18 protein-coding genes are annotated in these 21,926 nt (G+C 67.0%); 8 read left to right on the plus strand and 10 right to left on the minus strand.

Translation table 11 applies throughout. The annotated features are described in order from the left end of the window. The first annotated feature begins 13 nt into the window (after window positions 1-13). Window positions 14-529: a class IV adenylate cyclase gene (locus ACUDCK_RS27020; RefSeq protein ID WP_054500421.1), complete on the plus strand. Its 516-nt coding sequence runs from the start codon at window positions 14-16 to the stop codon at window positions 527-529. Window positions 530-579: 50 nt separating this feature from the next. On the opposite strand, the gene fmt is transcribed toward ACUDCK_RS27020, so the two are convergent. Together fmt and def are read right to left on the minus strand one after the other, a co-directional pair. Continuing rightward, window positions 580-1,521, minus strand: coding sequence for a methionyl-tRNA formyltransferase (fmt, locus tag ACUDCK_RS27025; protein ID WP_175166977.1), 942 nt, complete (start codon window positions 1,519-1,521; stop codon window positions 580-582). Between the two features lie 31 nt (window positions 1,522-1,552). Next, window positions 1,553-2,065 carry a peptide deformylase gene (gene def / locus ACUDCK_RS27030; RefSeq protein ID WP_006389914.1) on the minus strand — a complete coding sequence of 171 codons (513 nt, stop codon included), beginning with the start codon at window positions 2,063-2,065 and terminating at the stop codon, window positions 1,553-1,555. 250 nt (window positions 2,066-2,315) lie between these two features. Between def and dprA the strand changes: the two genes are divergently transcribed. The 3 genes from dprA to ACUDCK_RS27045 all read left to right on the plus strand — a co-directional run bounded on the left by dprA (window position 2,316) and on the right by ACUDCK_RS27045 (window position 5,043). Next, window positions 2,316-3,425, plus strand: a complete 1,110-nt coding sequence (dprA, locus tag ACUDCK_RS27035) for a DNA-processing protein DprA (RefSeq protein WP_064524028.1) — start codon at window positions 2,316-2,318, stop codon at window positions 3,423-3,425. Window positions 3,426-3,563: 138 nt separating this feature from the next. Next, on the plus strand, window positions 3,564-4,472 hold the full coding sequence (locus ACUDCK_RS27040) for a hydroxymethylglutaryl-CoA lyase (RefSeq protein ID WP_054500418.1): 909 nt from the start codon (window positions 3,564-3,566) through the stop codon (window positions 4,470-4,472). Window positions 4,473-4,569: 97 nt separating this feature from the next. After that, window positions 4,570-5,043 (plus strand): hypothetical protein, encoded by a 474-nt coding sequence (locus ACUDCK_RS27045; RefSeq protein ID WP_175166976.1) that lies wholly within the window; start codon window positions 4,570-4,572, stop codon window positions 5,041-5,043. Between the two features lie 94 nt (window positions 5,044-5,137). On the opposite strand, the gene ACUDCK_RS27050 is transcribed toward ACUDCK_RS27045, so the two are convergent. After that, window positions 5,138-6,154 (minus strand): amino acid ABC transporter substrate-binding protein, encoded by a 1,017-nt coding sequence (locus ACUDCK_RS27050; protein ID WP_064524026.1) that lies wholly within the window; start codon window positions 6,152-6,154, stop codon window positions 5,138-5,140. A 127-nt stretch (window positions 6,155-6,281) separates the two neighbouring features. Further along, window positions 6,282-7,523, minus strand: a complete 1,242-nt coding sequence (locus tag ACUDCK_RS27055) for an aminotransferase-like domain-containing protein (protein WP_175166975.1) — start codon at window positions 7,521-7,523, stop codon at window positions 6,282-6,284. A 214-nt stretch (window positions 7,524-7,737) separates the two neighbouring features. Here ACUDCK_RS27055 and ACUDCK_RS27060 point away from each other — a divergent pair, with 214 nt between their 5' ends. After that, entirely contained in the window at window positions 7,738-8,457 is a 720-nt protein-coding gene (locus ACUDCK_RS27060; RefSeq protein WP_175143349.1) for a YggS family pyridoxal phosphate-dependent enzyme, read from the plus strand. Between the two features lie 85 nt (window positions 8,458-8,542). Beyond that, window positions 8,543-9,511, plus strand: a complete 969-nt coding sequence (locus tag ACUDCK_RS27065) for a Bug family tripartite tricarboxylate transporter substrate binding protein (protein WP_054500413.1) — start codon at window positions 8,543-8,545, stop codon at window positions 9,509-9,511. Window positions 9,512-9,586: 75 nt separating this feature from the next. Here the strand turns inward: ACUDCK_RS27065 and ACUDCK_RS27070 are convergent, their stop codons facing one another. The 3 genes from ACUDCK_RS27070 to ACUDCK_RS27080 form a co-directional block, all read right to left on the minus strand. Further along, window positions 9,587-11,458, minus strand: a complete 1,872-nt coding sequence (locus ACUDCK_RS27070) for a DUF3857 domain-containing protein (protein WP_054500412.1) — start codon at window positions 11,456-11,458, stop codon at window positions 9,587-9,589. Window positions 11,459-11,632: 174 nt separating this feature from the next. Then, window positions 11,633-15,592: a DUF3683 domain-containing protein gene (locus ACUDCK_RS27075; RefSeq protein ID WP_064524025.1), complete on the minus strand. Its 3,960-nt coding sequence runs from the start codon at window positions 15,590-15,592 to the stop codon at window positions 11,633-11,635. A 133-nt stretch (window positions 15,593-15,725) separates the two neighbouring features. Further along, entirely contained in the window at window positions 15,726-16,250 is a 525-nt protein-coding gene (locus ACUDCK_RS27080; protein WP_054500410.1) for a YqaA family protein, read from the minus strand. Between the two features lie 182 nt (window positions 16,251-16,432). Between ACUDCK_RS27080 and ilvA the strand changes: the two genes are divergently transcribed. Further along, a complete protein-coding gene (gene ilvA / locus ACUDCK_RS27085) occupies window positions 16,433-17,941 on the plus strand; it encodes a threonine ammonia-lyase, biosynthetic (RefSeq protein ID WP_054500409.1) in 1,509 nt (502 codons plus the stop codon). A gap of 154 nt (window positions 17,942-18,095) precedes the next feature. On the opposite strand, the gene ACUDCK_RS27090 is transcribed toward ilvA, so the two are convergent. Then, the gene (locus ACUDCK_RS27090) at window positions 18,096-19,220 is read right to left on the minus strand and encodes a porin (protein WP_054500408.1); all 1,125 of its coding nucleotides are present in this window, start codon (window positions 19,218-19,220) and stop codon (window positions 18,096-18,098) included. 439 nt (window positions 19,221-19,659) lie between these two features. Then, window positions 19,660-20,043, minus strand: a complete 384-nt coding sequence (locus tag ACUDCK_RS27095) for a DUF4148 domain-containing protein (RefSeq protein ID WP_175166974.1) — start codon at window positions 20,041-20,043, stop codon at window positions 19,660-19,662. Window positions 20,044-20,425: 382 nt separating this feature from the next. Here ACUDCK_RS27095 and ACUDCK_RS27100 point away from each other — a divergent pair, with 382 nt between their 5' ends. Further along, on the plus strand, window positions 20,426-21,316 hold the full coding sequence (locus ACUDCK_RS27100; RefSeq protein ID WP_054500406.1) for a LysR family transcriptional regulator: 891 nt from the start codon (window positions 20,426-20,428) through the stop codon (window positions 21,314-21,316). Between the two features lie 37 nt (window positions 21,317-21,353). On the opposite strand, the gene ACUDCK_RS27105 is transcribed toward ACUDCK_RS27100, so the two are convergent. Continuing rightward, entirely contained in the window at window positions 21,354-21,905 is a 552-nt protein-coding gene (locus tag ACUDCK_RS27105) for an adenine phosphoribosyltransferase (protein WP_006391794.1), read from the minus strand. Window positions 21,906-21,926 lie beyond the last annotated feature (21 nt).

Genomic DNA, 21,926 nt, shown 5'->3' on the forward strand with positions numbered 1-21,926 from the left:
CAAGGACACCCCCATGGCCCGCAACGTCGAAATCAAGGCAAGGGTCGCCAGCCTGGCGGCCCTCGAATCGCTGGCCGCCGCGCTGTCGGGCAAGGCTCCGGTCGCCATCGCGCAGGACGACACCTTCTTCGCCTGCCCTGACGGCCGGCTCAAGCTGCGCGTGTTCGCCGATGGCAAGGGCGAACTGATCTTCTACCGCCGCGCCGACGAGGCCGGCCCCAAGGAAAGCTTCTACGTCATTTCACCGACCGCCTCGCCCGATACCCTGCGCGACGCGCTGGGGCTGGCTTATGGCGTGATCGGCCGCGTGCGCAAGCAGCGCCTGCTATTCATGGCCGGCCGCACCCGCATCCACCTGGATCGGGTCGAGGGACTGGGGGAATTCCTGGAACTGGAAGTCGTGCTGCGCGACGGCGAAAGCGTCGAGGCCGGCATGGCCGAGGCCCATGAGCTGCTCGCCAGCCTGCAGATCGCGCCGGACCAGTTGTTGTCGGGCGCCTACCTCGACCTGCTGGCCGAGCGCGCCTGAGAAAGGCCGCCTGCGCCACGGCGGCCAGCCCCTGGCAACGGCGAACGGCCTCAGGCCGGCTGCCAGCCCCGCACGAACACGTCCACCGGCTGGCGCTTGCCGCCGGCCTTCTGCAACTCAAGCAAGCGCAACACGCCCTCGCCGGTCGCAATGTCGATGCCATCAGCCTGCGCGCGCAGCACGCTGCCGGGCGCGGCCGCCGCGGACTGTGGCAGGGCCTGCGCGCGCCACACCTTCACCGGATCGGCCAGGCCGGGCAGGCGGATGCTGGCGCCGGGCACCGGGTTGAAGGCGCGCACGCGACGCGCCAGCAGTTCCGCGGGCTGGCTGCAATCGAGCGCGGCCTCGGCCTTGTCCAACTTGGCGGCGTAGGTCACGCCGTCCTCGGGTTGCGGGGTCGGCGTCAAACCGCCCCGGGACAGCGCGGCCAAGGCCGCCACGATCGCCTCGCCGCCGGCCAGCGCCAACGCGTCGTGCAATTGCGCGGCATTGGTCTCGGCCCCGATCGGCACGACCCGCTCCAGCAGCATGTCGCCGGTGTCCAGGCCCGCGTCCATCTGCATGATGGTCACGCCGGTGCGGGCGTCGCCCGCCTCGATGGCGCGCTGGATCGGCGCCGCGCCGCGCCAGCGCGGCAGCAGGCTGGCGTGGATGTTCAGGCAGCCCAGGCGCGGCAGGTCCAGCACCCACTGCGGCAGGATCAGGCCATAGGCCGCGACCACCATCACGTCGGGCGCGATGCGCTCGAGCAGGGCGCGGGCCTCGGCAGCCTCCTCGGGATAGCGGCCATCGAGCCGCAGGCTGCGCGGCTGGGCGACCTCGATGCCGGCGTCGAGCGCGGCCTGCTTTACGGGACTCGGTGTCAATTTGAGCCCGCGCCCGGCCGGGCGGTCGGGCTGGGTCATGACCAGCGGAATGTCGTGGCCGGCGGCCCGCAGGGCGTCGAAGGCGATACGGGCGAATTCCGGCGTGCCGGCGAAAACTAGGCGCATGGGGAGCGGACCGGGAGGAAGGAAACGGGCGTCAGGCGCGCAGCGCTTCGCGCTCGGCCTTTTTCAGCTTGGTCTTGATGCGGTTCTGCTTCAGGTTGGACAGGTATTCGACGAACACCTTGCCCTCCAGGTGGTCGAGCTCGTGCTGCACGCACACGGCCAGCAGGCCGTCGGCATCGAACTCGAACGGCTTGCCGTCGATGTCCAGCGCCTTGCAGCGGATGCGCGAAGCGCGCTCGACTTCGTCGTAGATGCCAGGGACCGACAGGCAGCCTTCCTCGTAGATTTTGTAATCGTCGCTGCGCCAGGTGATCTCGGGATTGATCAGCACCAGCAGTTGGTTGCTTTCTTCGGAGACGTCGATGACGACCACGCGTTCGTGCACGTCGACCTGCGTCGCGGCCAGGCCGACGCCCGGCGCGTCGTACATGGTTTCGGCCATGTCGCGCACCAGTTGGCGGATGCGGTCATCGACCTCGGCGACCGGCTTGGCCTTCTTGTGCAAGCGCGGATCCGGGTAGCGAAGAATAGGAAGTAATGCCATTGAAAAGGAATCGTCGGTAAGAGTGCCTGACCAACAGTTTAATTCATTAGATTCTTGATTTCTAATAGTTTTCGGCTAACCCGAGGATTATCCGGACCGGCCTGGCCCCGATTTACAGCCCCGTCCGGCCGGGATCATTCGGTCCTGCCTGCCGGGGCTGCCGTGGCCGCCATGCGACACTCTCGAACGATCGGCGCCCGGGCGCCGGCCCCCCCCGTTTCCTTCGCGCCCGTCCGCCGGCGCCCTTGCCATGCCGCTCACCCATACCGCCGCTGAATTGTCCGCCTGGTTGCGCCTGTCCCTGGAGCCCGGCATCGGCCCGGCCACCGCCTGCACGCTGCTTGGCGCGCTGGGCCTGCCGGAACAGATCTACGCACAGCGCGCCTCGGCCCTGGCGCGCCAACTGCCGGACGCGCTGGCCCGCCAGTTGGCCGCGCCCATGCCGGTCGACATGGCCGCACAGGTCGACAACGCGCTGCAGTGGGTCGAGGGGCAAGGTCACCACATCCTGACGCTGGCCGATCCCACCTATCCGCAAAGCCTGCTCACCATCGCCGACCCGCCCATCCTGCTCTACGTGAATGGGGACCCGGCCTATCTGCAGGGACCATCGCTGGCCGTCGTGGGCGCCCGCAATGCAACCCCCGGCGGCCAGGAAAACGCCCGCGCCTTCGCTCGCCACCTGGCCGGCAACGGCTGGCGCGTGGTCAGCGGGCTGGCGCTGGGCATCGACGCGGCGGCCCATGAAGGCGCCCTGGACGCCGGCCCCGCAGGCGCCGGCACGGTCGCGGTGATGGGCACCGGCATCGACCGCATCTACCCCGCGCGGCACCGCGACCTGGCGCATCGCATCGCCGCGCACGGCGCGCTGGTCTCCGAATTGCCGATGGGGACGGGCGCCCTGCCCCAGCACTTTCCCAAGCGCAACCGCATCGTGGCCGGACTGGCGCGCGGCGTGCTGGTGGTCGAGGCCGCAAAACAGAGCGGCTCTCTCATCACCGCGCGGCTGGCGGGCGAAAGCGGGCGCGAGGTGTTCGCCATTCCCGGCTCGATCCACTCGCCGCTGTCGCGCGGGTGCCATGCGCTGATCCGCCAGGGCGCCAAGCTGGTGGAGACCGCGGCCGACATCACCGACGAACTGGGCGGCGGCCCACAACCCGGCGCCCGCCCGGCCGCGGCGGTTGAGGCAGCCGCCCCCCATCCGGTTCTCGACGCCCTGGGCTTCGACCCGTTGCACCTGGATGCGATCCAGGCCCGCTGTGGCCTGGATACCGCCGACCTGCAGGCGCAATTGCTGGAACTGGAACTGGCCCTGCGCGTGGCGCGCCTGGACGACGGCCGCTTCCAGCGCCTGAAATAAGGGATCGCGCCAGGGGCCGGCCGGCGCCTGGACCGCCCTCGGCCCGAGCGCGAGCGGGGCCGGATGCGATGGCGCTAATATTGGCGTTGGCGCCGAGCCGCCGCCGCGGCCGCCCCCGATACCGATACAGGAAGAGACATGGCATTGCCCACACGCGTCAAGATCGTCGAGGTTTCGCCCCGCGACGGCCTGCAGAATGAAAAGGAATTCGTGCCCACCGACATCAAGGTGGAACTGATCGACCGCCTCGCGGCCGCCGGCTTTCCCAATGTCGAGGCGGCCTCGTTCGTGTCGCCCAAGTGGGTGCCGCAGATGGCCGACGGCGCCGACGTCATGGCGCGGATCCAGCGCCGCCCGGGCACCATCTATTCGGTGCTCACGCCCAACATGAAGGGCTTCGAGGGCGCGCTGGCCGCCGGCGCGGACGAAATCGTCATCTTCGGGGCGGCCAGCGAGGCCTTCTCGCAAAAGAACATCAATTGCTCGATCGCCGAATCCATCGCGCGCTTCGAACCGGTGGTGCATGCCGCCCGCGAGGCCGGCATCCGCGTGCGCGGCAGCATCAGCTGCGCGCTGGGCTGTCCCTACCAGGGCGAAGTGCCGATCGAATCCGTGGTCGATGTAGCCCAGCGCTACCTGGCCATGCAGGTCGACGAGATCGACGTGGCCGACACCATCGGCGTGGGCACGCCGCAACGCGTGCGCGACGTCATGGCCGCGGTCACCCGCGTGGTGGACCCGGCGCGCGTCTCGGGCCACTTCCACGACACCTACGGCCAGGCGCTGGCCAACATCCTGGCCTCACTGGAGACCGGCATCTCGATATTCCATGCCTCGGTGGCCGGCCTGGGTGGCTGCCCCTACGCCAAGGGCGCGACGGGCAATGTCGCGACCGAAGACGTGCTGTACATGCTGCGCGGGCTGGACATCGACACTGGCGTCGACTTCGATGCGGTGGTGGACATCGGCCAATGGATGTCGGCCAACCTCAACCGCAAGGGCTCCAGCCGGGCTGGCAACGCCATTGCCGCCAAGCGGGCAGCCTGACCGCGAAACGCCGTAGAATGGCTGCGCGCGTTTCGCGTGAGCGTCCGGGTCAACCGGCGCAAGTCTTTCCGCAACGCTACCGGAACTCCGCAGCCGCATGACGCCCCTCGTACCGCCCCCCTCGCCCGAGGAACACGCCGCCCTGCTCCGCGCCCTCGGCCCGCTGCCCCTGTCAGGGCAGGCGTGGCCCGACTGGGTGCGCATTCTGACCTGGGTGACCCTGGCGGTGCTGGGCGTGCAGGTGGTCACGACCGCCATTCGCGCGCCGGGCCAGCCGCTCGAAAGCTCGATGGCACTGGTGGTGGGGCTGTGCTTCATCGGCCTGCTGTTCGTGTCCTGGCACATGCAGACCTCCATCACCACCATCGATGAGCGCGGCTTGCGCCAGACCTGGTTCTCGCGCCGCGAGGTCGCCTGGGAAGACGTACGCGAAGCGCGGTTCGTGCCGATGATATTTTCCAAGCGCCTGGTGGTGTTCACACACCGCGGCCGGCCGGTGATCTTCCAGGGCGGCACGCGCGAACTGCGCGCCGCCTTCACCCAGATCGCGCAGGTGTACCGGCGCCGCTGACGGTCCTGTCGCAACGCGCGCCCAATGAAAAACCGATGCCGCGGCATCGGTTTTTCATTGGGGATCCGGCCAGTGCGCCGGACGGTACGCCTCGTCAGCGGATCGGCAGCGCGTACATCAGGCCGCCTTGCGTCCATTGCGCGTTCAAGCCGCGCTTGATCTTCAGCGGGCTACCCTGTCCGACGTTGCGCTCGAAGCTCTCGCCGTAGTTGCCGACCTGCTTGACGATGTTGTAGGCCCACTTCTCGTCCAGCCCCAGGTTCGCGCCGCCGCCGGGCGTCACGCCCAGGATGCGCTTGATGTTGGGGTTGTCGCTCTTGACCTGCTCGTCGACGTTCTTGGAGGTCACCCCGTACTCTTCGGCCTCGATCATGGCCGACAGCGACCAGCGCACGATGTTCAGCCAGGCGTCGTCGCCCTGGCGCACGAACGGCCCCAGCGGCTCCTTCGAAATGATCTCGGGCAGCACCACGTAGTCGTCAGGCTTCTGCAGCTTGGAGATGCGGATCGAGGCCAGGCCCGAGGCGTCGGTCGAGAACACGTCGCAACGGCCCGCGGCGAAGGCGTTGACCACTTCATTGAAGGTCTCGATCACCACCGGCTTGTAGGTAACCTTGTTGGCACGCGCCCAGTCGGCCAGCGTGTTCTCGTTGGAGGTGCCGGTCTGCAGGCAGATGGTCGCGCCGTTGATTTCCTTGGCGCTCTTGACGCCCAGCGACTTGGGCACCAGGAAACCCTGGCCGTCGTAGAAGTTGATGCCGGCGTGGATGATGCCCAGCGCGGTGTCGCGCTGCTGCGTCACCGTGGTGTTGCGGGTCAGCACATCGACTTCGCCCGACTGCAGCGCGGTGAAGCGCTGCTGCGAATTCAGCGGCACCACCTTGATCTTGTCGGCGTCACCGAACACGGCCGCGGCGATGGCGCGGCACAGGTCCACGTCCAGCCCCTGCCACTTGCCCTGCGCGTCGGGCGCGGAAAACCCCGCAAAGCCCGTGGTGGTGCCGCAGGTGACCGCCCCGCGCTGGCGCACGATGTCCAGCGTCGCCGCTTGTGCCCCTTGTGCCGCGGCGAACAACAACGCCGCGCCCGCCAACCCTTTTGCAATGTTCATGACTCGTTTTCCTGTTGTACCGGAACGCGCAAGCGTCCTGTTGTAGCGGGGCGCGCAAGCGCGCCGAGGCGAGAAGCTTATCGGCATGAAGCGCCCGCGCCAAATAACAAGCGCTTATTTGGGTATATCACGCCGCCAGCGAAATAGACACCGGCTGGTTGGCCTCGCAGGCCTCCAGCGCGCGGCTCAGGCGCTGCATGCCCTGCGCGATCTGGCTTTCGTTCATGGTGGCGAACGACATGCGCATGGCGTGCATGTCGGCCTGGGCCGCGTCGGCGTAGAACGCCTTGCCCGGCACGTAGACCACTTCGTGCTCGATGGCGTAGGGCAGCAGGCGGGTGGCGTCGACCTCGCCGGTCAGGCGCGCCCAGAAGAACATGCCGCCTTCGGGCTTGCTGAAGGTAATGCGGCCGGCCAGTTCGCGCTCCAGGCTGGCGGCCATGGCGTCGCAACGCAGGCCGTAGGCGGCGCGGATGCGCGGCACGTGTTCCTCGTAGCGACCATTGGCCAGGTACTGCGCCACCACTTCCTGGATCCACGCGGACGAGGCCATGTCGTCGGCGGCCTTGGCGCCGACGCAGCGGCGGCGGATTTCGGGCGGGGCCACCAGCCAGCCGATGCGCAGCGCGGGCGCCATGGTCTTGGACATGCTGGCCAGGTACACAGCCCAGTTGCGGGCTTCGCCCTCGGCCAGCGCCATGATGGGCGGCACCGCTTCGCCGGCAAAGCGCAGTTCGCTATAGGGATCGTCTTCGACGATCAGGAAGCGGTGCTTGACCGCCAGATCCAGCAGCCGCAGGCGGCGCTGGCGAGAGATGGTGGCGCCACAGGGATTGGAGAACGACGCCACCACGCACACGACCTTGGGCTTGATGCGCGCGGCCAGTTCGTCGAGCGCGTCGATGTCGATGCCATCCGGGCCCGACGACACGGTGTGCACGGTGGCGCCGGTGTAGCGCAGCGCCTGCACGGAATTGGGGAAGGCGGGCGATTCGATGATGGCGTGGTCGCCCGGTTGCAGCATCACCCGGCTCAACAGCGCCAGCGCCTGTTGCGAGCCCCCCGTGACGGCCAGTTCCGTATCCGCGTTGCATTGCAGCCCGCGCGCCGCCGAAAGCCGCGCCAGCTCATGGCGCAGGCTGGCCTGGCCGTCGATGTTCGAGTACTGCAGGCAGGCGCCCAGGCGCGCCAGCACCTGCGTCGAGGCGATCGACAGGCCGTCCACGTCGAACAGTTCCTGCGCGGGGTAGCCGCCCGCCAGAGAGATCGTGCCGGGACGCAGCGCGTAGGGCATGAGTGATCGGATCGGCGAAGCGGGGGGATTCAGGAAGGGCGTGGCAAATGCGTACTCGGGCGCGGCGCTGGACATGGCGGAGGGAAACGGCGAGAAGGAGGAGGGAACCGCGCGATCCACGAGGACCGCGCCGGCGGGTTTAGAACATTGAAATCTAAACAAATATCCTGAAATTCTAAGCCTGCGATTCGGACAGGGTCAACGAAGATAGCGTGGCGCGCGGCCCGGTGTGGCGAAACGGTGCGCGCGCGTCCTACACTATGGGACATTCCGTTCCCAAGAGAACCGCATGACCGATGTAGACACCATGGCCACCCGCCTGGCCGGGATCCGACAACGCATTGCGCAGGCCTGCGAGCGCGCAGGCCGCGCGCCGGACAGCGTGACGCTGCTGCCCGTCAGCAAGACCTTCGAGGTCGACGCCATCCGCGAAGCCATGGCGCTGGGCCTGACCCGTTTTGGCGAGAACAAGACCCAGGAGCTGCGCCAGAAGGCGGCCGCGCTGGCCGGCCAGGGCCTGCAATGGGCCCTGATCGGCCATTTGCAGACCAACAAGGCCAAGGACGCGGCGCGCGACGCCACCGAATTGCAATCACTCGACCGGGTCGACCTGGCCGAAGCCCTGCATCGCCGCTTGGTCAATGAGGGCCGGACCCTGGACGTACTGGTCCAGGTCAAGACCTCCAGCGAACCCAGCAAGTACGGCATGCCCCCCGCCGAGGTGGCGGCGTTCCTGCGCCGCATCGTGGCGGATTTCCCCACCCTGCGGGTACAGGGCCTGATGACGATGGCGGCCAACTCCCCCGACCCGCTGGAAGTGCGCGCCTGCTTCCGCGCCCTGCGCGAGCTGCGCGACCAATTGCGCCAGGAAGGCATCGCCGGCGTGTCGCTGGAACGCCTGTCCATGGGCATGAGCGGCGATTTCGAGCTGGCGATCGAGGAAGGCTCGACCGAAGTACGCATCGGCACCGCCATCTTCGGCGCCCGCAGCTACCCCGATCCGCAATAAGCCGCTGATTCCGGGGCCGCAAACGAGCGCATATTGCCGGACGGCCGGGGCATAATACCCTCGCAAAAAAACGAGGAGACTCCCCATGCACAAGCACGCCCGGCGCCTGTTGGCGCTTGCCGCACTGTCGCTGGCCGCCACCGCGGCCTCGGCCCAATCCTGGCCCACCCAACCCATTCGCTGGATCGTGCCCTACCCGGCCGGCGGCGGCGCCGACGTGGTCGCGCGCACCGTCGCCAGCGGCATCGAAAAGCCGCTGGGCCAGACCATCGTGGTCGAGAACCGCCCCGGCGCCGCCACCATCATCGGCGCCACCGCGATCTCGCAGGCCGACCCCTCCGGCTACGTCATCGGCACGGCCGATTCCGGCACCCTGGCTTACAACCCCACGCTGTACGCCAAGCTGGCCTACGATCCGTCCAAGTTCACCTACGTCGGCGGCATCGCCAAGTTCCCGCTGCTGCTGGCGGTGAACGTCAATTCGCCCTACAAGACGGTCAACGACGTGATCCAGGCCGCCAGGAAGGAGCCGGGCAAGCTGACCGCCGCCTCCGCTGGCGCCGGTTCTCCGCATCACCTGGCGCTGGAATTGTTCAAGCAGCGCACCGGCGCCAACCTGCTGCACGTGCCCTACAAGGGCGCGGCGCCCGCCATCCAGGACCTGCTGGGCGGACAGGTGGACGTGATGTTCATCGACCTGGCCGCCGGCCTGCCCAACGTCAAGGCCGGCAAGCTGCGCGTGCTGGCCGCGGCCACGCCCGAGCGCGTTGCCGTGCTGCCGGACGCGCCCACCATGGCTGAACAGGGCGTGCCCGACTTCACCGCCTACGCCTGGCAAGGCCTGGTCGCCCCCGGCGGCCTGCCGGAGCCGGTGGTCAAGAAGCTGTCCGCCGAACTGGACGCCGCGCTGAAGTCGCCGGCCGTGTCGCAGAAGATGCTGGACATGGGCGTCATCCCGATGCCGATGTCGGCGCAGGACTTCAAGGCCTATGCCGACAAGGAACGCGCCGCCTGGGCCGAGGTAATCAGGAAGGCCAACATCAAGCTCGAGTGAGCGCGCCTGGCCTTGCATGAAAAAAACGCGGCCATCCGGCCGCGTTTTTCATGGCGGCGACGCCGGGCCCGGCGTTCACTTGCGCGGCAGCGTCACGACCATGCGCAACGCCTCGACGCATTGCCGGCCCTGCTCGATCGCCCGCCCGAACGCGTCAGAGCCGATCTCGTCATGGCTGAACCAGCTAACCTTCCTGGCGCTGCGGTAGCGGTACTGGTAGCCCGACTTGGCCGGCTTGCCGTCCAGGTCCACGTCGATCCACGGCGAACGGACCTGGCAATGCAGCGGCGGCGCCTGGACCTTGCCACCGGCCAGCGTCACGTCATAAGACGCGGTTTCCGGCGTGCCGAGGTAGATGTCGGCCAACTGGCCCGCCTGGCGATAGCGCGCGAAGAGCTCCCAGTCATCGCTCAGTTCGGTGTGGGTGTACACATGCTGGCGGCCGACCCGTTCCAGCGCGCGCAGGTCCACCAGCGTGGCATCGATGCGGTAGGCCTGCGGCACCACGAAATCGCTGGCGGCACGGCGCAACTGGCAGTCGCGGTTCTCGGCGGCGAAGCTGCGGCACAACGCCTGGTCCATCGCCGTCGCGCCGTTCTGCTGATCGCCCGCGCTGATTTCCGCGGCCACCATGCGGCTTACCTCGACCGAAGCGCGCACCTTGGCCTGCCCATCCTTGTCGAACTGTTCATGGCGCGTCACCAGGATGCTGGGCGCGGGGCGTTCCAGCGGAATGTCCTCGCGCCGCACATTGCCCTGGTCATCCATGACGAAGGCCCAGCGTTGCTGGATGTCCGGCATGGTGAAGCCCGGCACGAACACTGGATTGGTGGGATCCAGCCACCAGGTCTCGCCCTGCACCTGGGCGCGCACGATGGCGTGGTTGGGCGCCGACAAACCCGGCAACAGCACCGCTGGCGCCACGGTGCCGCGCGTCACCAGGGCGGGTTCGGCGGCGACCCCGGCCGCGCGCAGCATGGCCGTCAGCAGCACCGCCAGGTCCTTGCAGTCGCCGTAGCCGCGCCGCTCGATCTCGTCGAGCGCGAAGGGAACCTGGCCCCGCTCGCTGCTGCGCCAATCGCCCAGGTAGCGATAGCGTTCATGGATGTGGCGCATCAGCGCGGCCACGGTCTGCGCCGGTGCCTTGCCCCGCTGGGCCGAGACGGCCGCGGCCGCGGCCTGCGGCAAGGCCGCCGCCAGGATGGCGTTGTAGCGCGCCGCGAACGGCCCGAAGTGGTCCTGCAACGCGGCCGAACTGCCGATCTCCAGGCGCGGCGACTGGCGCAGATAGCCCTGGTCCGCCTCGTTGACATAGGCGTAGTAGTACGGCGTGGCTTTCAGTTCCACCGTGATGCGGCGCGCATCGGGCGAGGCCTGGACGCGATAGGCATCCATCGCCTCGGTGCGCCAGACCATCGGGCGCTCGGCGCTGAACTCGGCGTGGAAGCGCTCCTGGCGCACTGCCCGCGGCTGCAAGCCGAGCACGTAGTGGAATTGCGTCGCCGACGGAATGCCGGCGTAACGCTCGCGCAGCGTGTAGACGATGGTGCTGCCCACCCGCAGGTTGGGAAAGGCCAGCGAGGTCTGCTTGTGACGCAGAAAACCCTGGTCCGGATTTGGCGCCATGCGGGTGTCGATCTGGTCCGCGCTCAGCGGCACCGGCTTTTCGCCTGGCTGGATCAGCTCGGCGCGCTCGACCTCGACGCTGTCGTTCTCGGCATAAGTACGGTCAATGCGCGAGACCAGCTCGCGCCCGGCCAGCGTCAGGATGGTATAGCGGTATGTGCTCACGCACTCGGTGCTGTTGTCCTGGCCGAAGCGGCAGTGGAATTCAGTGTCGCCGGACAGCGGCGCTTCGGCGGCGGGTTGCATGGCGCCCTGGACGGGCAGGCTGGCCGTGGCCGCCAGGACGGCGGCCAGGATTGGGGTGCGGGGGGAAACGGGCATGGAAACTGCTGACACCTCACATTAAAATTGAGACGCAATATTATTTGCAATGAAGTAGCCGCACAAGTCGGCGCGGCTACGACGCGCCTGTGCCGCCACGCGAGCAAACAAAACGCCCGGCGAATCCGCCGGGCGTTGCGAGACGCGGCCATCCGGCCATCGGCCGGCGGCGCGCTACACCAGCACGCGTTCGATGCCGCCCGCGTTGGCGCGGCGCACGTAGTCTTCCATCCAGCCTTCGCCGAGGATGTGGCGGGCCATCTCGACCACGATGTAGTCGGCGTCCATGCCGGTGTCGCCCTGGTAGCGCGACAGGCCCTGCAGGCACGACGGGCACGAGGTCAGCACCTTGACGTCACCCGTGAAGCCATCGCCGCGCAGCGCGGCATCGCCCTTGAGCAGCTCTTCCTGCTTGCGAAAGCGCACCTGGGTCGAGATGTCCGGCCGGCTGACCGCCAGCGTGCCCGACTCGCCGCAGCAGCGGTCGCTCTTGACCGCGCCGTCGCCCACCAGAGAACGCACGGTCTTCATCGGGTCCTGCAGCTTCATCGGCGTGTGGCAAGGATCGTGATACATGTAGCGCACGCCCTTGGCGCCTTCCAGCTTGATGCCCTTTTCCAGCAGGTATTCGTGAATGTCGATCAGGCGGCAGCCCGGGAAGATCTTCTCGAACTCGTAGCCGGCCAACTGGTCGTAGCAGGTGCCGCAGCTGACCACCACGGTCTTGATGTCCAGGTAGTTGAGCGTGTTGGCGACGCGATGGAACAGCACCCGGTTGTCGGTGATGATCTGCTCGGCCTTGTCGGTCATGCCGTTGCCGCGCTGCGGATAACCGCAGCACAGGTAGCCCGGCGGCAGCACGGTCTGCACGCCGGCATGCCACAGCATCGCCTGCGTGGCCAGGCCGACCTGCGAGAACAGGCGCTCCGACCCGCAGCCCGGGAAGTAGAACACCGCTTCCGTGTCGGCCGTGGTGGCCTTGGGATCGCGGATGATCGGCACGTAGTTCGCGTCCTCGATATCGAGCAGCTTGCGCGCGGCCTGCTTGGGCAGCCCGCCCGGCATCTTCTTGTTGACGAAGTGCACCACCTGCTCGCGCAGCGGCGGCTTGCCCACGGTCGCCGGCGGCGCCGAGGTCTGCTTCTTCACCAGGCCCGACAGCAGATCGTGCGCGGCGCGCTGCACCTTGTAGCCCACGCCCACCATCGCCTTGCGGGTGGCATTGATGGTGGCCGGATCCTTGGCGTTCAGGAAGAACATGGCGCTGGCCGTGCCCGGATTGAACGACTTGCGGCCCATGCGCCGCAGCACGGCGCGCATGTTCATCGACACGTCGCCGAAGTCGATGTCGACCGGACAGGGGTTGTAGCACTTGTGACAGACGGTGCAGTGGTCGGCCACGTCCTCGAATTCTTCCCAGTGCTTCAGGCTGACGCCACGGCGGGTCTGCTCTTCGTACAGGAAGGCCTCGACCAGCAGCGAGGTCGCCAGGATCTTGTTGCGCGGCGAATACAGCAGGTTGGCGCGCGGCACATGGGTGGCGCACACCGGCTTGCACTTGCCGCAGCGCAGGCAGTCCTTGATCGAATCCGAGATGGCGCCGATGTCGCTCTGCTGCATGATCAGCGACTCGTGGCCCATCAGGTTGAAGCTGGGCGTCCAGGCGTGGCGCAGGTCGGCGCCGGGCATCAGCTTGCCGGCGTTGAAGTGGCCATTGGGATCGACGCGGCGCTTGTAGTCCTGGAACGGCGCCAGTTCGGCCTCCGTCAGGAACTCGTACTTGGTCAGGCCGATGCCGTGCTCGCCCGAGATCACGCCGTCCAGGTCGCGCGCGATCTGCATGATGCGCTCGACGGCCTGGTGGGCCTCCTGCAGCATGCCGTAGTCGTCCGAGTTGACCGGGATGTTGGTGTGGACGTTGCCGTCGCCAGCGTGCATGTGCAGCGCCACGAACACGCGGCTCTTGAGCACGCGGCCGTGGATCGCCACCAGCTCGTCCAGGATCGGCTTGCGCGCCGCGCCTGAGAACGCCGCCTGCAGGCCGGCCAGCACCTCGGTCTTCCACGACACGCGGATGGTGCGATCCTGCACCACATCGAACACGCGCGCCTGCGGCTGCGCCGCCAGACGCTCGGCCAGCGCCCCACGCAGGTGGCCCATGCCCAGCGTTTCCAGTTGCGGCATGGCGTCGGCCAGCGGCAGGTCCAGGTTGTCCAGCAGCCACTGCCAACGCTGGCGCGCGGCGGCCAGCAGCTCGATGGCCTGGCGCGTGCGCTCGGCCAGCACCTCGGCGCGGGTCTCGTCGTCGGCGGCGTCTTCGGCCTTGCCGACCGGCAGCGGCGTACAGAGATAGTCGTCCAGCGCGTCCAGCAGGCGCAGCTTATTGCGGGTCGACAGCTCGATGTTGATGCGCTCGATATGGTCGGTGTACTCGCCCATGCGCGGCAGCGGGATCACCACGTCTTCGTTGATCTTGAAGGCGTTGGTGTGGCGCGCGATCGCGGCGGTGCGCGAACGGTCGAGCCAGAACTTCTTGCGGGCCTCGGCGCTCACCGCCACGAAGCCTTCGCCATGGCGGGTGTTGGCCAGGCGCACCACTTCGCTGGCGGCCGCGGCCACGGCGTCCTCGTCGTCGCCGACGATATCGCCGATCAGCACCATCTTGGGCAGCGAGCCGCGCTTGCTCTTGGTGGCGTAGCCGACCGCGCGCAGGTAGCGCTCGTCCAGGTGCTCCAGGCCGGCCAGGATGGCGCCGCGGGCGCGGCCTTCGCCGTCCAGGTAGCCCTTGACCTCGACGATCGACGGGATCGCGTCGCGCGCCTGGCCGAAGAATTCCATGCAGACCGTGCGGGTGTGCTTGGGCATGCGGTGCAGCACCCAGCGCGCCGACGTGATCAGGCCGTCGCAGCCTTCCTTCTGGATGCCGGGCAGGCCGGCCAGGAATTTGTCCGTGACGTCCTTGCCCAGGCCTTCCTTGCGGAACACGCGGCCGGCGATTTCCAGGGTCTCGGTCTTGAGCAGGCGTTCGCCCGGCTTGCCACGGCCGTCGAACCACTTGAGTTCGAAGCGGGCCACCTCCACGTCATGGATCTTGCCCATGTTGTGGTCCAGGCGCGTCACTTCGAGCCAGTTGCCGTCCGGATCGACCATGCGCCACCAGGCCAGATTGTCGAGCGCGGTGCCCCACAATACGGCCTTCTTGCCGCCGGCGTTCATGGCGATGTTGCCGCCTACGCACGAGGCCTCGGCCGAGGTCGGATCCACGGCGAACACGAAACCGGCCGCCTCGGCCGCCTCCGACACCCGCTTGGTCACCACGCCGGCGCCGGCATGGATGACGGCCACGGGCTCGGTGAGCCCGGGCAGGATACAGGACTCGACCTTGCCCAGCTTGTCGAATTTCTCGGTGTTGATGACGGCCGACTTCCAGGTCAGCGGAATCGCGCCGCCGGTGTAGCCGGTGCCGCCGCCGCGCGGCACGATGGTCAGGCCCAGCTCGATACAGGCGGTGACCAGCGCGGCGATCTCGTCTTCCGAGTCCGGCGTCAGCACCACGAACGGGTACTCCACGCGCCAGTCGGTGGCGTCGGTCACGTGCGATACGCGCGACAGGCCGTCGAACTTGATGTTGTCGCGCGCGGTGATGCGGCCCAGCACCTTCTGCGCCTGCTTGCGCAGCATGGCGGTCTGGTCGAACTCGCCCTCGAAGGCGGCGATGGCCGAACGCGCCCGGCCCAGCAGGCCCAGCACCTTTTCGTCGCGATGCGGATCGTGGCCGGCCTCGGCCGGCGCGCCGGGTTCGCGGCGGCGGTCGATCTCGCCCAGCCGATGGTGCAGTGCGTCGATCAGTTGCTTGCGGCGCTTGGGGTTGTCCAGCAGGTCGTCCTGCAGGTACGGATTGCGGCGCACCACCCAGATGTCGCCCAGCACCTCGTACAGCATGCGGGCGGAGCGCCCGGTGCGGCGTTCGCCGCGCAGGTCGGTCAACAGGCTCCAGGCGTCGTCGCCCAGCAGCCGGCCGACGATCTCGCGATCGGAGAACGACGTGTAGTTGTAGGGAATTTCGCGCAGTCGCGCGGGTGCTGTGGGCGGCGTCGCCCCGTTCAAGATGTGGCTGGCGAGTGGGGCGTTCATGGCGGCAAGAGGGGGCCCTTAAAAAATTATTTTATGCCATTGGCCGGAACCGCCCCCGAATACCCCCTGGGAAGCGTCCAGAAACGGGACAATGGCATGTTTATGCGTCCCCAATTAAGCGGGGCGTCAGCGCTTAGACCTGCCCTGGAAACAGCCACAGCAGGCTCGCCGTCATGGCCAGATAGCGCAGGAACTTGCCGATGGCCATATAGGCCACGCACGGCCAGAACGGCAGCCGCAGCCAGCCGGCCACGGCGCACAGCGGATCGCCCACGGCCGGCAGCCAGGACAGCAGCAGCGCCGGCGGCCCCATGCGGTGTATCCAGTCATGGGCACGCTCGTGCCAGCGCCCGCGCATGCGGGATTGGGCCGGCGCGTGGGGGTGACGCTCCTTCCAGCGCTCGACGGCCTTTTCCGCGCCCAGGCCCATGGCGTAGCTGATGGCGCCGCCGATGGTGTTGCCGGCGGTCGCCACCAGGATGGCGGGCCAGAACATGTCGGGCGACAGCTTGATATAGCCGAACACCGCCGGCTCCGAGCCAAGCGGCAGCAACGTGGCCGAGATCAGCGAGACGGCGAAGATGGCGGACAGGCCCACCGAGGGCAGGGCCAGCAGGCCGAGCAGCCAGTGGATGGCGGAGAGGAGGCTTTCTTCCATGATGCCGTCGAGTGTAGCCGCGCGCCTCCCGCACCCGGCCGCCGCCGTCCGGTCCGTGGCGAAAGCCCGCGAAAACCGCCTGGGACCGAGGCTTTCCCTGCAATAATCGCGCTCACGCCATGGCGCGCATGGGTCCACTCTTTGCGCCGCCCAATTTTCCGCCCCTACCCCAAGCGCAGTCCATGTCCACCGATTATCTGAAACGCATCCTGACCTCCAAGGTCTACGACGTCGCGGTCGAATCGCCGCTCGAATCCGCGCCGCTGTTGTCGCAGCGCATGGCGAACACGATCCTGCTCAAGCGCGAGGACACGCAGGCCGTATTCAGCTTCAAGCTGCGCGGGGCGTACAACAAGATGGCCAACCTGACGCCGGCGGCGCGCAACCGCGGCGTGATCGCGGCCTCGGCAGGCAACCACGCCCAGGGCGTGGCGCTGGCCGCCTCCCGGCTCGGCTGCCGCGCGGTCATCGTCATGCCCACCACCAGCCCGCAGGTCAAGATCGACGCGGTGCGCCGTCTGGGCGGCGAAGTGGTGCTGGCCGGCGAAAGCTTCTCCGACGCCTATGCCCACGCGCAGACGCTGGAGAAAAAGGAAAAACTGACCTTCGTGCACCCTTTCGACGATCCCGACGTGATCGCCGGCCAGGGCACGGTGGGCATGGAGATCCTGCGCCAGCACCCTGGCCCGATCGACGCCATCTTCGTGGCCATCGGCGGCGGCGGCCTGATCGCCGGCGTGGCCGCCTACATCAAGCAGTTGCGCCCCGAGATCAAGATCATCGGCGTGCAGACCGAGGACTCCGACGCCATGCTGCGCAGCGTGCGCGCCGGCCGGCGCGTGCAGTTGAACGACGTGGGGCTGTTCTCCGATGGCACCGCGGTCAAGCTGGTCGGCGCCGAGACCTTCAAGCTCACCCGCAAGTACGTCGATGATTTCGTGGTGGTCGACACAGACTCGATCTGCGCCGCCATCAAAGACGTGTTCCAGGACACCCGCAGCGTGCTGGAACCAGCCGGCGCCATGGCCGTGGCCGGCGCCAAGCAATACGCCGCCGAACACAAGCTCAAGGACAAGACGCTGGTCGCCATCGCCTGCGGCGCGAACATGAACTTCGACCGCCTGCGCTTCGTGGCCGAGCGCGCCGAGGTCGGCGAAATGCGCGAGGCGGTCTTCGCCGTCACCATGCCGGAGCAGCGCGGCAGCTTCCGCCGCTTCTGCGAACTGGTCGGAGAACGCAGTGTGACCGAGTTCAACTACCGCATTTCCGATTCGGACCGCGCCCACGTGTTCGTCGGCCTGCAGGTATCGTCGCCGGCCGAACCCGACAAGATCGCCAGCCACTTCCGCCGCCATGGCTTCGACACGCTCGATCTGACGCACGACGAAATGGCCAAGACCCACTTGCGCCACATGGTCGGTGGCCGGTCGGCGCAGGCGCGCGACGAACTGCTCTATCGCTTCGAGTTCCCGGAACGCCCGGGCGCGCTGATGCGTTTCCTGAACGCCATGAACCCGGACTGGAACATCAGCCTGTTCCATTACCGCAACCAGGGCGCCGACTATGGCCGCATCCTGATCGGCATCCAGGTGCCGGCGGCGGACAAGAAGCAATTCCGCGGCTTCGTCGCCGAGCTGGGCTATCCCCACTGGAACGAGACCGACAATCCAGCCTACAAGCTGTTTCTGTAGGCCAAAAAACCGAGAGGGCCTCCGCATGGAGGCCCTTCCCTTCTCTGCTCAGGACTCGCCCGACCGCAACCTGAAGGGGGGGTTCGCTGTCACTCGGCGGCTCACGGAGATGTGCCGCGCATTCAGCAAGGTGCGACCGGACCGATGCCCTCGCTTAGAAACGGTGACGCAGACCCACCGCGAACGCGGTGTCGCGCGCATCGTGCTGGAACGCGTAGTTGTCGCCGTAGGAGGCATACGCGTACAGATTGGTGCGCTTGGTGAAGTCGTACGTGTAACCCAGGCTGTAGACGTTGAACGTCGCGTCGTCGCCGGTCAGCTTGGCGTTGTTCGGCGTGGCGCGCTGCCAGGAGCCGAAGATGGCATGGCGGCCCAGCGGCACGGTGGCGCCGATCATGTAGGAATTGGCGCGGAAGCCGTCGGCCAGCTTGAACGTGCCCAGCTTCTGCATGCCGTCCGGCGTGGTGCCCATGTTCTGGCCGATGAACCAGCCGTCGCGGGTCTGGCTGAACGCCGCCGCCAGCTTCACGACCTCGAAATCGTAGGTGCCGCCAACGATGTATTCCTGGATGCGCGAACTCGACTTGCCGCCGATGTTGTCATTGGACGGATTGAAGCGGTCGTAGGCCGCGGCCAGATTCAGCGGACCGTTCAGGTATTGCGCGCCCACGGTCAGGACGCGGTTGTTGTTGCCCGTGGCGAAGCCGGTCTGGTGCTTTTCCTTGACGCCGTCCTCGACGGTGTCATCGGCGCTGAACGAGTAGCCCACGCCCACCTTGAAACCGCCCATGCTGGGGGTCTGGTACAGGACCATGTTGTCCAGGCGCATCGTGTTGGCGCTGCTGAACGTGGTGCCCAGGTTGGCGGTGTTGTAGCTGATGGAGAACGGGTCGATCGAGCCGAAGTACTTCGAGGCCAGGTTGGTCTGGCGACCGAATTCCAGGCGTCCCCACGAATCACTGTCCAGGCCCACGGTGGCCTGGCGGCCCCACAGGCGGCCATTCTGCAGTGATTGGCCGTTCATCGGGCCGAAACCGCCTTCCAGGTTGAACACGGCGCGCAGGCCGTCACCCAGGTCTTCCGTGCCGCGCAGCCCGAAGCGCGAGCCGCTGCTCACGCCCTGCACGCCGGCGATGCGGCTCTGCGACTGGCCCTTGAACTTCACTTGCTCGTAGCCGATACCGGCGTCGATCAACCCGTACAGCGTCACGGAATCAGCGGCATGCGCGGCGCCGGCAAAACCGGTCAGCAACGCGACAGCCAATAGCGTCTTCTTCATAAAAGTCCCCAAAATGGCGAAAGATAAAGGCATCCCGCAACCACGCGGCGGCATCGCCGCTGCCTGCGTGCCGCGACGACAAAGCGAGCGGCGTCTGCACTGAATCTAGTGTCTGCCTTGGAACAATTTGAAGTAACGCGGATTTCGAAGAACAACTTTCCATGGGCGGGATAATGCCCGCCGCCCAACCCGCCTCGGGCTTGGAAGCTGCGTATTAAGGCCTTGATATCAAATGCGAATTCTTGCTCATAATTCGGTTTCGCCGCGCGGTCGCCGGTCGTCGCACTCAAGCGGGATTGACATCACATGTTGTGTGGGCGGCACAGTCCATGCGGCATAAACACGACAACGAGACGAGGACGGACTCCGGACGGAGAGATAAAAAACCCCTTGGCGTGCAAGGGGCTTTGGTTTCGCGCCGAACGGTGAAGGCCGCGGGTCAACGGCCCTTGGGCGGGTAGTCCAGTTCACCGAAGGTGTATTCACCGCGGGCCTTGGCCTGCGCCAGTTCCTCGCGAACCTGCTCGCAGGTCTTGCCGGCCGTCTGGGTGGCCGCCGCGCGCGGCGGGTAATCCAATTCGCCGCTGGTGACCTGGCCGGCGGCCTTGGCGCTTTGCAGTTCCTGTTGGACCTGCTCACGCGTCATGCCCGTCTGTTGGGCGATGGCGGGCGGATAGTCCAATTCGCCGAACGTGACCTGCCCGGCGGCCTTGGCGGCCTGCAGTTCCTGTTGAACCTGTTCACGCGTCTTGCCATCGGCGTGGGCGGCGGACATACCCACCAGCGTTGCGGTAACCATGAGTGCGGTAGCTAGGGCTTTCATTGTGATGACTCCATCCTAAACCTGGCACACCGTCCGCCGCCAGGGCGGCGGCGGCAATGTGACAATTCGATTGCTGGGATGCAGTATCTGGCGATCAGGCCCTAGTAAAAACCCTTATTTTGGTGAACATATTTGCATGGACGGGACAATTGCAAAGCGTATCCCGTCCGCACGACTCGGGCACCGTGCAACAACCGCTCGCGCCCTCTGCCGCAGGGCCAGCCTGACATTCAGCGGCGCGCCAGCCCGGTAACGGAATGTGTGCGTCCCGTCCGGCGGAATAGTCGTTCATGGTGGCTAAATAGACATTTCCACTGGCGGGACAATATTTCCACTTATCATATGAACCTGCCAGAAATGGAATTTTGAGTTTGAGGGCACCATGGATATCCAGCTTAACGACATCGCGCTCTTCGTCGAGGTCGCCAAGCGCAAGAACTTCAGCCACGCCGCCGAAGCCTTGAATATTCCAACGTCCACGCTCTCGCGGCGCGTCAGTGAGCTGGAGCGCAGCGTCGGCATGCGCCTGCTGAATCGCAGCACCCGCAAAATCGACCTGACCGAGGCGGGCGCCATCTATTTCGAGCGTTGCCGGCACATAGTGGAAGAAGCCCGCATCGCCCACGACCAGTTGCTCGACATGGCGGTGCAACCCAAGGGCCGCCTGCGCATCTCGCTGCCCACCAGCCTGGCGCAACTGTTCCTGCCCGCCGTGATCCGCGAGTTCCGCGAACAGCACCCCGACATCGAATGTGATTTCGATCTGAGCATGCGGCCGATCGACCCGATCAGCAATCCCTTCGACCTGATTCTGCGTTTCGGGCAGCAGCCCGATTCCAGCCTCATTTCGCGCAAGATCGTGCTGATGGCGCACCAGTTGTATGCCTCGCCCGACTACCTGGCGCGCCATGGCGAGCCGCGGGTGCCGGCCGACCTGAGCCACCACGAATGCCTGCGCCCCACCATGCGCGACGAGTCATCCTTCTGGATGCTGCATTCGGGTGACAAGGTGGAGCGCGTGCAGGTGTCGGGCCGGCTGTCGGCCAACAATGTCGGCATGCTGGGACGCCTGGCCGGACAGGGCCTGGGCATCACGCCGCTGCTGGTGTTCGATGCGATGGAGCGAGCCATCAAGCAGACCGGTCTGGTGCGCGTGCTGCCCGACTGGAGCCTGACGCCCCTGCCCCTGTTCGCCCTGCTGCCATCGCGCATGCTGCCGGCCAAGACCAAGGCCTTCCTGGACTTCATCCAGCCACGGCTCTCGGACGCCTGAGGCGAATGGACGCCTGAATCGTCCGCCCGCGCCGGCCTCAGACCGACGCGCTATCGTATTGACAGACCGTGTAGAGCGGCGTGCCGGTGGCCGCGATCTTGGCGGAGCCGCCGAGTTCGGGCAGGTCGATGATGGCTGCCGCCTCGACCACGTTCGCGCCCAGGCGCTGCAGCAGCTTGATCGCCGCCAGCATCGTGCCGCCCGTGGCGATCAGGTCATCCACCAGCAGAACGCGCTGTCCGGTACGCACGGAATCGGTGTGCATCTCGACGGCCGCGTTGCCGTATTCGAGCGAGTATTCCTCGGCGACGGTGCGGTACGGCAGCTTGCCCTTCTTGCGCACCGGCACGAAACCCAGGTTGAGCTCATAGGCCAGCACGCTGCCAATGATGAAGCCGCGCGCGTCCACGCCGGCCACCAGATCCAGGCGCTGGCGCATGTAGCGGTAGACGAAAAGGTCGATCAGCACCCGGAACGCACGCGGGTCCTGCAACACCGGCGTGATGTCTCGAAAGATGACACCAGGTTGGGGCCAGTCAGGCACGCTGCGGATGGTGCGCCGGATGTACTCGGCGTTGTCGGTCTGCATGGAAGCTGGCCCTGGAGAATT

It is taken from the genome of Achromobacter sp. CF-sbj1-Ac2-l (genome assembly GCF_052698165.1).

Coding starts and splice junctions, on each gene's coding strand:
- ACUDCK_RS27020 (WP_054500421.1), top strand. CDS start 14: ATGGCCCGCAACGTCGAAATCAAGGCAAGGGTCGCCAGCCTGGCGGCC.
- fmt (WP_175166977.1), bottom strand. CDS start 1,521: ATGCGCCTAGTTTTCGCCGGCACGCCGGAATTCGCCCGTATCGCCTTC.
- def (WP_006389914.1), bottom strand. CDS start 2,065: ATGGCATTACTTCCTATTCTTCGCTACCCGGATCCGCGCTTGCACAAG.
- dprA (WP_064524028.1), top strand. CDS start 2,316: ATGCCGCTCACCCATACCGCCGCTGAATTGTCCGCCTGGTTGCGCCTG.
- ACUDCK_RS27040 (WP_054500418.1), top strand. CDS start 3,564: ATGGCATTGCCCACACGCGTCAAGATCGTCGAGGTTTCGCCCCGCGAC.
- ACUDCK_RS27045 (WP_175166976.1), top strand. CDS start 4,570: ATGACGCCCCTCGTACCGCCCCCCTCGCCCGAGGAACACGCCGCCCTG.
- ACUDCK_RS27050 (WP_064524026.1), bottom strand. CDS start 6,154: ATGAACATTGCAAAAGGGTTGGCGGGCGCGGCGTTGTTGTTCGCCGCG.
- ACUDCK_RS27055 (WP_175166975.1), bottom strand. CDS start 7,523: ATGTCCAGCGCCGCGCCCGAGTACGCATTTGCCACGCCCTTCCTGAAT.
- ACUDCK_RS27060 (WP_175143349.1), top strand. CDS start 7,738: ATGACCGATGTAGACACCATGGCCACCCGCCTGGCCGGGATCCGACAA.
- ACUDCK_RS27065 (WP_054500413.1), top strand. CDS start 8,543: ATGCACAAGCACGCCCGGCGCCTGTTGGCGCTTGCCGCACTGTCGCTG.
- ACUDCK_RS27070 (WP_054500412.1), bottom strand. CDS start 11,458: ATGCCCGTTTCCCCCCGCACCCCAATCCTGGCCGCCGTCCTGGCGGCC.
- ACUDCK_RS27075 (WP_064524025.1), bottom strand. CDS start 15,592: ATGAACGCCCCACTCGCCAGCCACATCTTGAACGGGGCGACGCCGCCC.
- ACUDCK_RS27080 (WP_054500410.1), bottom strand. CDS start 16,250: ATGGAAGAAAGCCTCCTCTCCGCCATCCACTGGCTGCTCGGCCTGCTG.
- ilvA (WP_054500409.1), top strand. CDS start 16,433: ATGTCCACCGATTATCTGAAACGCATCCTGACCTCCAAGGTCTACGAC.
- ACUDCK_RS27090 (WP_054500408.1), bottom strand. CDS start 19,220: ATGAAGAAGACGCTATTGGCTGTCGCGTTGCTGACCGGTTTTGCCGGC.
- ACUDCK_RS27095 (WP_175166974.1), bottom strand. CDS start 20,043: ATGAAAGCCCTAGCTACCGCACTCATGGTTACCGCAACGCTGGTGGGT.
- ACUDCK_RS27100 (WP_054500406.1), top strand. CDS start 20,426: ATGGATATCCAGCTTAACGACATCGCGCTCTTCGTCGAGGTCGCCAAG.
- ACUDCK_RS27105 (WP_006391794.1), bottom strand. CDS start 21,905: ATGCAGACCGACAACGCCGAGTACATCCGGCGCACCATCCGCAGCGTG.